This window comes from Orbus hercynius (assembly GCF_003634275.1).
GTDB lineage: Bacteria > Pseudomonadota > Gammaproteobacteria > Enterobacterales > Orbaceae > Orbus > Orbus hercynius.
On sequence record NZ_RBWY01000002.1, the window covers coordinates 83,621 to 95,215 of the forward strand.

The following is an 11,595-nucleotide window of genomic DNA, read 5'->3' on the forward strand; positions in this document are numbered from 1 at the left end:
TCAATAATATTATTGTAACGATAAAATAAGTGAATACTAACTCTTTTCAGCATTTCTTATCTTATCTGCGAATAAGAGCATATTTCACAACCGCATCATTTTGATTGTGTTTTCTCGAATATAAACATCCTAACACATAACCCATACAGTATTGAGTTAAATCATGAAAATGACTTGCGAAAGTTAGCACTCACTTATATTTAAATACACGGCAAACGGATTTGACTTAAGAATAAACAAGCTTATCTGTAAGTTTGAGAGTAAGCGATATTCCGACTTTACTTATCTACTGTGAAATATCATAAATAGCACTACTTGTCTCAATGATACATTCAACTATTTCATTGTTTTTATGCTACTTTTTAACTTTACCCCCAAAGTGGTAGTCCTTGAGGGTAGTTATATTATATACAAGGTTTTATACAATACTCTTAGCTTAAATTAGAATCGATAAATTAAGATTGGAGTATTTATATGAGTAAAACTAATCTCGCCATCATTGGTAATGGGATGGTTGGACATCGTTTTGTTGAAGAATTAATTGACAAAAAGCAGTCTGATAAGTTCAAAATTACGATTTTTTGTGATGAACCGCGCGTAGCTTACGATCGTGTTCACCTATCCTCTTATTTTTCAGGTCATACTGCCGAGGACCTGTCATTGGTGCGTGAAGGGTTATACTCAGAAAATGACATTGAGTTATTATTAGGCGAACGCGCAATTTTAATCAATCGCCAGCGCAAAGAAGTCCATTCACACACTGGTAAAATTATTGCCTACGATAAACTCATTATCGCAACGGGTTCTTACCCGTGGGTGCCACCGATTAAAGGTGCTGATGGTCCTGACTGCTTTGTCTATCGTACAATTGAAGATCTTGATGCGATACAAGAGTGCGCTAATCGCAGCAAAAGCGGTGCAGTCGTTGGTGGTGGCTTACTTGGACTCGAAGCAGCTGGAGCCGTTAAAAATTTAGGCATGGAAACCCATGTTATCGAATTTGCCCCCGTGCTAATGGCAGAGCAACTTGATGCGATGGGCGGCGAGCAGCTACGCCGTAAAATCGAAGAAATGGGCGTTGGTGTACATACCAGTAAAAACACCCAAGAAATTTTACATACCCCCAATGGTAAAGTGATGCAGTTTGCTGATGGCTCTGCACTGGAAGTCGATTTTATCGTCTTTTCAACTGGGATACGTCCACATGATGCACTAGCAAAGGCTTGTGAGCTTGACATTGGTCCGCGTGGCGGTATTGTTGTTGATGACAACTGCCGGACATCAGATCCGGACATTTATGCCATTGGTGAATGCGCAGCTTGGCAAGGCAAAGTATTTGGCTTAGTCGCACCCGGTTATAAAATGGCCCAAGTTGCCCTGGCCCATTTAATCGGCGAGCAAGCACAATTTACCGGTGCGGATATGAGCGCGAAATTAAAACTAATGGGCGTTGATGTGGGTAGTATTGGTGATGCCAAAAGCCGATCAGCCGGATGCCGAAGCTATGTGTATCTGGATGAAAACCTACCGGTTTATAAAAAACTGGTCGTATCATGTGATAATAAAAAATTGCTTGGCGCGGTATTAGTCGGCGATACCTCTGATTACAGTAATTTATTGCAACTCATGCTCAATAATATGGATCTACCTGAGCATCCAGATACCTTAATTTTACCGGCTCATGCTGGCGCGAAGCCAACAATGGGCGTTGACGCGTTACCTGACTCGGCGCAAATTTGTTCGTGTTTTGATGTAACTAAAGTAAAAATCATCGATGCGATCCATGCTGGCTGTCATACCGTTGCGGCAATTAAAGCCGAAACCAAAGCCGGCACCGGCTGCGGCGGCTGTATTCCGTTAGTGACGCAAATCCTGAATTTAGAGTTAACCAAACAGGGAATCGAAGTCAGCCATGCGCTGTGCGAACACTTTCAATATTCTCGGCAGGAGCTGTATCATCTGGTCCGCGTTGAAGGTTTAAAATCATTCCAAGAAATCATCGAAAAACACGGTCATGGTTATGGCTGTGAAGTGTGTAAGCCAACTGTGGCCTCAATCCTAGCTTCTTGCTGGAATGACTATGCCCTCAAATCAGATTTAGTGCCATTACAAGACAGTAATGATCTCTTTTTAGGTAATATCCAAAAAAATGGTACCTATTCGATTATCCCTCGTAGTGCCGGTGGTGAAATTACCCCTGATGGATTAATTGCGGTCGGACAAATTGCGAAAAAATATCAGCTATACTCTAAAATTACCGGTTCTCAACGTATTGGTTTATTTGGTGCACAAAAAGATGATTTGCCTGCGATTTGGCAAGAACTCATTAGCGCTGGCTTTGAAACCGGTCAAGCCTACGCCAAAGCACTACGGATGGCTAAAACCTGCGTGGGTAGCACTTGGTGCCGCTATGGCGTTGGCGATAGCGTTGGTTTTGGTGTTGAACTTGAGAATCGTTATAAAGGGATTCGTGCGCCACATAAATTTAAACTGGGCGTATCGGGTTGTACGCGCGAGTGTGCTGAAGCTCAAGGTAAAGATATCGGTATTATTGCAACCGAAAAAGGGTGGAATTTATATGTGTGCGGTAATGGCGGAATGAAGCCGCGCCATGCTGATTTATTAGCTGCTGATCTCGATAAAGCGACACTTATCACCTACCTTGACCGCTTTATTATGTTCTACATCCGCACCGCAGATAAGCTACAACGTACGTCAGTTTGGTTGGAAAATATGGAAGGTGGCATTGACTATTTACGCAGTGTGATTATCGATAACAAATTAGGCGTCAACGCCGAATTAGAAAATGAAATGACACGTGTGCGCAAACTATTTGCTTGTGAATGGAAAGAGACCGTTGAACATCCAGAGCGCCAACACCGTTTCGCGCATTTTATCAATAGTCCATTACGCGATAATAATGTGCAATTTGTTCCAGAACGAGACCAACACCGCCCAGCAACAAAAGCAGAAAGAGAATAGTGAGGAGAGAAAATGAGTGAGTGGATTACCGTATGTCAAATCGATGATATTTTACCCGCAACGGGCGTTTGTGCGTTAGTTGGTGACGATCATGTTGCGATTTTTCGCCCTTATCCTAGCCATGAAGTCTATGCCATTAGCAACATTGATCCGTTTGCCGATGCCAGTATTTTATCGCGTGGCATTATCGCCGAACATGAGCATGAACTTTGGGTTGCCAGTCCGTTGAAAAAGCAGCGTTTTCGTTTAAAAGATGGCCGATGCTTTGAAGATGCCAGCTACTCCGTTAAGCATTACGATGTTAACGTCAATGAAAATGGGTCAGTGCAAGTCAAATCTTGCTGATTGCAATATAGTGTTATCGCCTTAAACATAACCTAAACATAATTAGGCTTGATAAGGCGCAAGATTTTTATATAATCAGGTATTGTGCACACATTCCTGGTGTTTGTTGAGGTGTTATGGATTATTTACCCATTTTTTGTAAACTCACTAACCGCGATTGCCTATTAGTTGGTGGGGGTGAAATTGCCGAGCGAAAAGCCCGCTTACTACTCGATGCAGGAGCAAATGTCATTGTTAATGCACCTGAATTTAATGAACAGTTTCAATGTTGGGCCAATCAACAACAACTTACGTTAATTCAGCGTGATTTTGATCCTGAGTTAGTAACAGGGAAATGGCTCATCATTGCAGCGACCAACGATGAAGCCCTTAATTTTAGTATCAGTGAAGTAGCGGAAAAGCAGCATGTTTTCTGCAATGTGGTGGATGCCCCTCAAAGTGCCAGCTTTATCATGCCATCAATCATCGATCGTTCACCGATCATTGTGGCGGTCTCCTCGGGCGGAAAAGCGCCCGTTTTAGCCAGATTATTACGTGAAAAACTCGAAGCCTTATTACCACAGCATTTAGGTAAATTGGCCAGTTATGCCGGCTATCTTCGCCAAAAAGTGAAAAATACCTATACGACATTAACTGAGCGCCGACGTTTTTGGGAAAAACTGTTTGTTCATGATCGCTTAGCCCAAGCACTTGCGAACAACGATTCAGATCAAGTTGCAAACCTGACTCAACGACTATTTAATGAGCCACTTGATAGTCGTGGTGAAGTGGTATTAGTTGGCGCAGGCCCCGGTGATGCAGGTTTATTAACCTTAAAGGGCCTACAGCAAATGCAGCAAGCCGATATTATTGTTTATGATCGTCTGGTTTCTGATGAGATCCTTAACTTAACGCGGCGCGATGCCGAGCGTGTATTTGTGGGGAAACGAGCAGGATTCCATTGCGTGCCACAAGAACAAATTAACCAAATGCTGCTTGAACAAGCGCAAAAAGGCAAACGTGTTGTGCGCCTAAAAGGTGGCGATCCGTTCATTTTTGGGCGCGGTGGCGAAGAGCTTGAAACACTGTATAATGCCAATATTCCGTTTTCGGTGGTACCGGGAATTACCGCCGCATCGGGCTGCTCAGCTTATAGCGGTATTCCGCTGACGCATCGGGACTATGCCCATAGCGTGCGCCTAATTACTGGTCACTTAAAAGAGGATAACGATCTAGACTGGCAAAGTTTAGCAGCAGAGCGGCAAACATTGGTGTTTTATATGGGCTTATCGCAAGCGGCCAATATTCAACATCAGCTCTTAACACATGCGATGGATAGCGATACGCCGGTGGCGATTGTCGAAGAGGGAACCTCGGTAAAACAAAAAGTCATCAGCGGCTTACTTAAGGATTTATCTGAACTGGCGCTACAAGCGCGCAGCCCAAGCTTAATTATTATTGGACCAGTTGTGGCGCTACGTGAAAAATTGAACTGGTTCTCAAGTTAACACGATCAGAAAATACTCACCAAGATTGACCACCCAAGTCGGACAATCTTGGTAACCAACCCATAAAATTACTCTTTATTGTTTTGTAAAAACCACACCGTCATTTCCATACGTGATTTAAAGTTTAATTTTTTAAAAATGCTTTTAATATGCACTTTTACCGTGCTTTCAACAATTTTCAGCTCTTTAGCAATCAACTTATTCGATAGTCCTTGTACTAATAAATTGAAAATTTCATGCTCCCTTGGTGTCAATAACTGAATATCATGAGCCTGATTGGTGGCTAGTTCTTCCCCTCGCATATAACCGAGAATAATATTCGAGACCGCCCCATCCATCATTAATTTACCTTCCACCACATCTTGCAGTGAATTTAATAAGTCTTCTGGCTCCATATCTTTGAGCAAATACCCATCCGCACCACTTTTCAGTGCCGTGATAATATCCTCTTTATCATCAGAGACAGTAAACATAATAATACGACTCGATACATTATGAGCTCGTAGTTGGCGCAACACATCGAGCCCATTGGTGCCATTAATATTAATATCAAGCAAAATAATATCCGGTTCAAGTTCTTGTGCTAATGCTAAACTTTCACTGCCTTGGCCGGTTTCACCAACCACCTGAAAATGATCAATAGAGTTAATCAGCTGTTTTACCCCATTACGCAACATGGGATGATCATCAATCAATAAAATTGTGGTTTTGAACTGCTCCATGTGTTAATCCTCAATCACGGTAAATGGGATATGGTTACTTTTGAATGTGATCATAATTTTTGTGCCTTTATTTGGCTCACTATCGATTACAAAATGGCCATTTAATAGTTCAGCTCTATCTCGCATAATAATCAGTCCATAGTGATGATCTTCGGTTAAATGAGCTGGCTGTATACCAAAACCATTATCCTCAATACTGACACGAATCGCATTATTTTCATCAATAAACAAATTAATGCTTACAGCGGTTGCCTGAGCATGTTTATAAATATTATTAAGCGCTTCACGGATAATTTGCAATAAATGAATCGCATGTTTACTACCAATCATATTCAATGGTAGCTGATAGTTCAATGTAATCGTCATCACCAATTTTTTTTCAAACTCTTTGACCAACTCTTGTAAACTGGCATAAAAGCCAGTGTCATTAAGACGCAAATGAAATGAGGTGATAAGCTCACGTAACTGAGAATAAGCGATATTGATCTCTTTGCGCATGGTAGCAAGCAGTTCGATGCCTTCTGGCGATTTCAGTTCACCTTGCATCTGTAAACAGCTGACATGAATTTTGATGCATGATAATGACTGCGCGATAGAATCATGCAGTTCTCTAGCCATCGCCGAGCGCTCTTTCATTAATAAATACTGCTTTTGCCGCTCAATTTGTCGATCAAGCGCAATCGTCATCGTCATTTGCTCAACCAAACCCGATATCAATTCTTCTTGTTCTTGACTTAATGTGGTATTTTCAGGTAACACGGCTAACAATAAACCGTATTTTTGATTGTTATCTTGTAAATACCAATACCGTGATTTACCCGCTAGTTGATACGGTTTTGATGGAATTAAACAGGCCGAACACTCCTGATTTTGGCAATAAGGTAGCTTTTGCTGCTGATCATAACCAATCTCTTGATAACGATCGAGATCATCCGTTTCATAAAAGCGCATTTGAAATTGGCTTAGTGGCGTGAGCCCCTCCAACTGATGTAAAACTAATAGAAAACGTTCACATAGTGGTTTCGATGTATGCAGCTGCTTAGTTGATTGATACAAAAATGAGACAATGCTATTTTTATGCTGTAATTCAGCCGTTTTTTCCGCAACGCGCTCTTCTAATAGCTGATATTGCGATTCAATTTGTTCTGACATTTCATTAAATGCCTGTCCCAATATATCAAATTCATTTTTTTTGTTACGCAGCTTAAAGCGAGCGCTAAAATTGCGCTGAGCAATCGACTCAGCCATATTGACCAACCCTTTCCAAGGAACTAGCAAGTATTGACGTAAATAATAGATTTGAATCAGTAAAAACAGCACAATCACGAACATAAAAATCAGCTGTAACCGCGATATGGTGACTAATTGTTGTTCGGTTTTTAGATCAATTTGGTGCACTAAGTTATCAATGTGCACGACATAATCGTTAATGCTCGGCCGAAGTTCCTCAACCGCGCTTGCCTGCTCAATTTTAGGTATTAACTGATTTTCCCACTGCATTTGTAACTGATTAAAGTCCGCCATTAATTCATAATGAGTGAGTAATTTGGTATAATCTGACGACAACGGGATATCAGCAAAAAGATTTAATCGAAAAGATTGAGCCGATGTTAAGGGCACCATAGAAAGTAATTGATAACTTTTCATGCGCAGTAACCCCAATTGGTTAATCATATTGGCACTACCTTTAGTATCATTAGCAATGCGCACCGATATCGACAACGCAAGTAATGCAATTGCACCTAAAAAAAGCATCAATAACGTTAAGCGGTTCACAATTGAGACACTGTATCTAACTTTCTTTAACATTTTTATTTAAAATTAACGGAACAAGTTGGCTATTGTACCTTTAAATGTGCCTCATACCGATCTTTTTGTGACTTTTTGCGATCTTTTATTAAACAGCACTTGCAACAACAGTATTTTTTGCGTAAAATTCTCGCCCTATATGATTAATCTATGCAGACTGTTAATTTAGATCATGTTGTCTGCTTTTTATTGCGGAGTTAGATATGTACGCAGTTTTCCAAAGTGGTGGTAAACAACACCGAGTTAGCGAAGGACAAGTCGTTCGCTTGGAAAAATTAGAAGTCGAAACCGGTTCACAAATCGTTTTTGATAAAGTTTTAATGGTAGCAAATGGTGAAAACATCCAAGTTGGTGCTCCGTTTGTTGAAGGTGCAACAGTTAAAGCAGAAATCGTTGAACACGGTCGCGGTGACAAAATTAAAATTGTTAAATTTCGTCGTCGTAAACATTACCGTAAACAACAAGGTCACCGTCAGTGGTTTACTGATGTGAAGATCACTGCAATCGCTTAATAGGAGTAACTAACAATGGCTCATAAGAAGGCTGGTGGTTCGTCACGTAACGGACGTGATTCCCAGAGTAAACGTTTAGGTGTTAAACGTTACGGTAGTCAGGAAGTTTTAGCTGGTAACATTCTAGTTCGTCAACGTGGAACTCAATTCCACCCAGGTACAAATGTTGGTTGTGGTCGTGACCATACCCTATTTGCACTTGTTGATGGACAAGTAAAATTTGAAGTTAAAGGTCCTAAAAACCGTCGTTATATTAGCATCGTAGCAAACAGCTAATTTAAACGTTAATTAGAGTTAGAAGCCCTACATTAATTTGTGGGGCTTTTTTTCATTTTAAGCTTCATTAAATTCGATATTATCAGTATGATTAACATACAATCCAATACTATCACTCTCAATAGATGTCATCATGATTAAGCAACAAAATGTTAAACTTGGCTTCTTATTAGCGATGATTACCGCCATTATGTGGGGGGTTGTGCCAATTGCCATGAAATATGCATTACAGGCAGTCGATCCTTATACCTTGGTTTGGTACCGATTTATGATTTCAGCTATCGGGCTGACGTTATGGCTAGCGTATAAAAAACAGTTTCCAAGATTCTCAATTTTTAAAAAACGCCGACGCCTTTTAATGTTAGCGGTTGCTGTTTTGGGTCTGCTGGGTAATTTTGTGTTATTTGCATCTGGCGTGAAATACCTGTCAGCAACCACCTCTCAGGTCGTTGCACAACTTGGGATAGTGATTTTTATGATTTCTAGCGCTATCGTGTTTAACGAGCGCTTAAGACCTTCACAGATCATTGGTATTAGCGTATTAATTATCGGTTTATTGCTATTTTTTAACAAAAATTTAATCGATCTGTTTGCTAATCTATCCGAATACGGATTGGGGGTGCTACTCACCTCAATTGCCGCAGCATCTTGGGCTTTATATGCATTAGCACAAAAAGCGCTGCTGCAAAAACTACGGGCAGAGCAGTTACTGTGGCTCATTTACGTTACCTGCGCGGTCTTACTATTATTTATCGCTTCGCCAATGAAGATCATGTCTGCCAATCCATGGCAAATATTTGCCATTATCTTTTGTGGCTTAAACACGATTATTGGCTATGGTGCACTCGTTGCCGCAATGGAGCGCTGGCAAGCAGCGCAAGTCAGCGCTATCACCACACTAACACCACTATTTTCATTAATTTTTGCCGACTTATTTGCGCTAATTTGGCCGGAAAATTTTGTGATGCAATATTTAAATATTCTTGGTTATATCGGTGCTTTTGCTGTAGTATGCGGGGCAATGTTTGCAACAATAGGCCATAAAATATGGCATCAAAGAAAAGGTTTTTTATTTAACCGGAAAAAAGGAGAAAAAAGGTGAAGTTTGTAGATGAAGCTTCAATTCGAGTGGAGGCCGGTGATGGTGGAAATGGCTGTGTTGGATTCCGCCGTGAAAAGTATATTCCCAAAGGTGGGCCTGACGGCGGTGACGGCGGTGATGGTGGCGATGTCTACTTTATCGCAGATGAAAACTTAAACACCTTAATCGATTTTCGTTTTGAAAAAGCATATCGTGCGGGTCGCGGACAAAATGGTCAAGGTTCTGACTGTACGGGTAAACGCGGTGATGATATTACGGTTAAAGTCCCTGTTGGTACACGAATTATTGACAAATATACCAATGAAGTGATTGGCGATTTAACTAAACACTTGCAAAAAATCATGGTCGCTAAAGGTGGTTTCCATGGTCTGGGTAATGCAAGATTTAAATCTTCGGTCAATCGAGCTCCAAGACAAAAAACCGATGGTACACCGGGCGAAAAACGCGATATTTTACTTGAATTATTATTACTTGCTGATGTAGGTATGCTCGGTTTACCTAATGCCGGTAAATCAACGTTTATTCGCGCTGTGTCAGCGGCAAAACCTAAAGTAGCCGATTATCCCTTTACAACCTTAGTCCCAAGCCTTGGGGTGGTGCGCATGGATAATGAGCAAAGCTTTGTGATTGCCGATATTCCTGGTTTAATTGAAGGAGCCTCAGAGGGCGCTGGACTTGGTATTCGATTTTTGAAACATCTAGAACGTTGCCGCGTGTTAGTACACTTAATCGATATCGCACCAATTGACGAATCTGATCCTATCGAGAATGCGAGAGTCATTATTCAAGAGCTCGAACAATACAGCGAAGCCTTGGCTAAAAAACCACGCTGGTTAGTGTTTAATAAAAGTGATGTGCTTGGTAAAGAAGAATCGGCAGTTAAAGCAGCTGAAGTTGTCAAAGCACTGGGCTGGCAAGATAAATACTATCTCATTTCAGCGGTCAACCAAGAAGGCGTTAAACCGCTTTGTTGGGATTTAATGACCTACATTAATGAGCATCCAAGAGAACAAGAACAAGCCGAAGTGGTAAAAGAAAAAGTTGAATTCATGTGGGATGATTATCACCAACAAGCGATGGAAGATGCCATTGAAGATGACGAGTTTGATGATTGGGATGAAAGTGATGAAGAAGGCGTAGAAACCTTTTATGAAAAATAGTTTATAACCCATCAGTTAGTATTTTATTACCAATATTGATAAATAATACTTGATTTTGCAAATGATAATTATTATCATTAATGAGTGCTCTAGCAGATAAGCAGTACATCTCAAGAGTATGACATTGCTCACATTGCTTCCAATGTTTGCCAGCTTAATAATTTAGGCTGGCTTTTTTTGTCCTTTACTCATCTAAAGTTCCGTTTTATTCCGTTTATAATAGTAAGTTATGACGCTTATCACCCTTTTTTTGCTAGCTTCATTCTATAATGAGCTACCTAATTGAATGAGGTGATTATGTTTATAATAGAACGACAAAGAGTAATCTTAGCTTATTTAGATAAACATGAGAAAGGAACGGTCGAATACTTTGCTAACCAATTTTACGTTTCAAAAGACACCATTAGAAAAGATTTATCTGCGCTAACCAAACAGCATTTAATTACTCGCTGTCATGGCGGCGCAATGATTTTGCGCCATCAATTCACCCGCACCGTGACATCAACCGAGAATATCTCAGCGCTATTAACCCAATATAAAAAGCAAAAAATTTTGTTGCCAAAGTTGGTCAAGACCAATTTAGCCAGTTTGCTTATGATCACCTCACTTCATCAAAAATTGACTCATTTATCTTATATCAGTCACAAACTGAGCCTACCGGTAATGCGGTGATTTATGTCTCTGAAGAAGATGCTGAAAACATGATTACTATCTATAGTGGTGCCAATTTAACGATGACAGATGATGAGATTATGGCACTTGAGACTAAGCTCAAACAGCCAATATTTTCCTCGTACAACTGGAAAATAATTTTGATGCCACCTATAACGCGATGAAACTGGCAAAAAGCTTGGGTAGCACTGTTGTGCCAAACAAGCCGCGGAAAAGATTTATACGATGGGAGTTCGCACAGTTATTATTGCATTAGGCAGTAAGGGCGCACTGATATTTGATGGCCAAACGCATCAATATATCGAGCCGTTCAAAAAGGTTGCAATTGATACAACCGGAGCGGGTGATGCCTTTAATGGGGCACTGTGTGCCTGCTTAGCAAAAGGCCAAACGACCTCGCAAGCAGCGACTTATGCAGCAGCCTTTGCCTCATTGCCGTTGAGCGCGAAGGGGCAGCCAACATGCCATCTCATCAACAAGTTTTACAACGAATGACTATACAGTGATTCATCAAATAAAGAGGATAAA

Annotated in this window: 9 protein-coding genes and 1 pseudogene; 8 read left to right on the plus strand and 2 right to left on the minus strand. The window is 40.7% G+C overall.

The genetic code is table 11. From position 1 onward, the window contains the following. Nucleotides 1-474: 474 nt before the first annotated feature. From nirB to cysG, 3 genes are all read left to right on the plus strand, one after another. On the plus strand, nt 475-2,982 hold the full coding sequence (gene nirB / locus DES39_RS05930; protein WP_121144873.1) for a nitrite reductase large subunit NirB: 2,508 nt from the start codon (nt 475-477) through the stop codon (nt 2,980-2,982). Nucleotides 2,983-2,994: 12 nt separating this feature from the next. Beyond that, nucleotides 2,995-3,327 carry a nitrite reductase small subunit NirD gene (gene nirD, locus DES39_RS05935; protein ID WP_121144874.1) on the plus strand — a complete coding sequence of 111 codons (333 nt, stop codon included), beginning with the start codon at nt 2,995-2,997 and terminating at the stop codon, nt 3,325-3,327. A 116-nt stretch (nt 3,328-3,443) separates the two neighbouring features. Beyond that, complete coding sequence (gene cysG / locus DES39_RS05940) at nt 3,444-4,814, plus strand: siroheme synthase CysG (RefSeq protein WP_121144875.1); 1,371 nt, start codon at nt 3,444-3,446, stop codon at nt 4,812-4,814. 68 nt (nt 4,815-4,882) lie between these two features. On the opposite strand, the gene narL is transcribed toward cysG, so the two are convergent. Then, nucleotides 4,883-5,536, minus strand: a complete 654-nt coding sequence (gene narL / locus DES39_RS05945) for a two-component system response regulator NarL (protein ID WP_121144876.1) — start codon at nt 5,534-5,536, stop codon at nt 4,883-4,885. Nucleotides 5,537-5,539: 3 nt separating this feature from the next. Next, a complete protein-coding gene (gene narX / locus DES39_RS05950) occupies nt 5,540-7,345 on the minus strand; it encodes a nitrate/nitrite two-component system sensor histidine kinase NarX (protein WP_121144877.1) in 1,806 nt (601 codons plus the stop codon). A gap of 203 nt (nt 7,346-7,548) precedes the next feature. Between narX and rplU the strand changes: the two genes are divergently transcribed. The 5 genes and pseudogenes from rplU to DES39_RS11205 all read left to right on the plus strand — a co-directional run bounded on the left by rplU (nt 7,549) and on the right by DES39_RS11205 (nt 11,573). Beyond that, entirely contained in the window at nt 7,549-7,857 is a 309-nt protein-coding gene (rplU, locus tag DES39_RS05955) for a 50S ribosomal protein L21 (RefSeq protein WP_121144878.1), read from the plus strand. A 15-nt stretch (nt 7,858-7,872) separates the two neighbouring features. After that, complete coding sequence (gene rpmA, locus DES39_RS05960; RefSeq protein WP_121144879.1) at nt 7,873-8,133, plus strand: 50S ribosomal protein L27; 261 nt, start codon at nt 7,873-7,875, stop codon at nt 8,131-8,133. Nucleotides 8,134-8,266: 133 nt separating this feature from the next. Continuing rightward, on the plus strand, nt 8,267-9,235 hold the full coding sequence (locus tag DES39_RS05965; protein WP_121144880.1) for a DMT family transporter: 969 nt from the start codon (nt 8,267-8,269) through the stop codon (nt 9,233-9,235). Continuing rightward, on the plus strand, nt 9,232-10,395 hold the full coding sequence (cgtA, locus tag DES39_RS05970) for an Obg family GTPase CgtA (protein ID WP_121144881.1): 1,164 nt from the start codon (nt 9,232-9,234) through the stop codon (nt 10,393-10,395). The genes DES39_RS05965 and cgtA overlap by 4 nt, the downstream gene beginning before the upstream one ends. A 297-nt stretch (nt 10,396-10,692) precedes the next feature. Next, nucleotides 10,693-11,573: pseudogene (locus DES39_RS11205) on the plus strand (PfkB family carbohydrate kinase). Nucleotides 11,574-11,595 lie beyond the last annotated feature (22 nt).

Coding starts and splice junctions, on each gene's coding strand:
- nirB (WP_121144873.1), top strand. CDS start 475: ATGAGTAAAACTAATCTCGCCATCATTGGTAATGGGATGGTTGGACAT.
- nirD (WP_121144874.1), top strand. CDS start 2,995: ATGAGTGAGTGGATTACCGTATGTCAAATCGATGATATTTTACCCGCA.
- cysG (WP_121144875.1), top strand. CDS start 3,444: ATGGATTATTTACCCATTTTTTGTAAACTCACTAACCGCGATTGCCTA.
- narL (WP_121144876.1), bottom strand. CDS start 5,536: ATGGAGCAGTTCAAAACCACAATTTTATTGATTGATGATCATCCCATG.
- narX (WP_121144877.1), bottom strand. CDS start 7,345: ATGTTAAAGAAAGTTAGATACAGTGTCTCAATTGTGAACCGCTTAACG.
- rplU (WP_121144878.1), top strand. CDS start 7,549: ATGTACGCAGTTTTCCAAAGTGGTGGTAAACAACACCGAGTTAGCGAA.
- rpmA (WP_121144879.1), top strand. CDS start 7,873: ATGGCTCATAAGAAGGCTGGTGGTTCGTCACGTAACGGACGTGATTCC.
- DES39_RS05965 (WP_121144880.1), top strand. CDS start 8,267: ATGATTAAGCAACAAAATGTTAAACTTGGCTTCTTATTAGCGATGATT.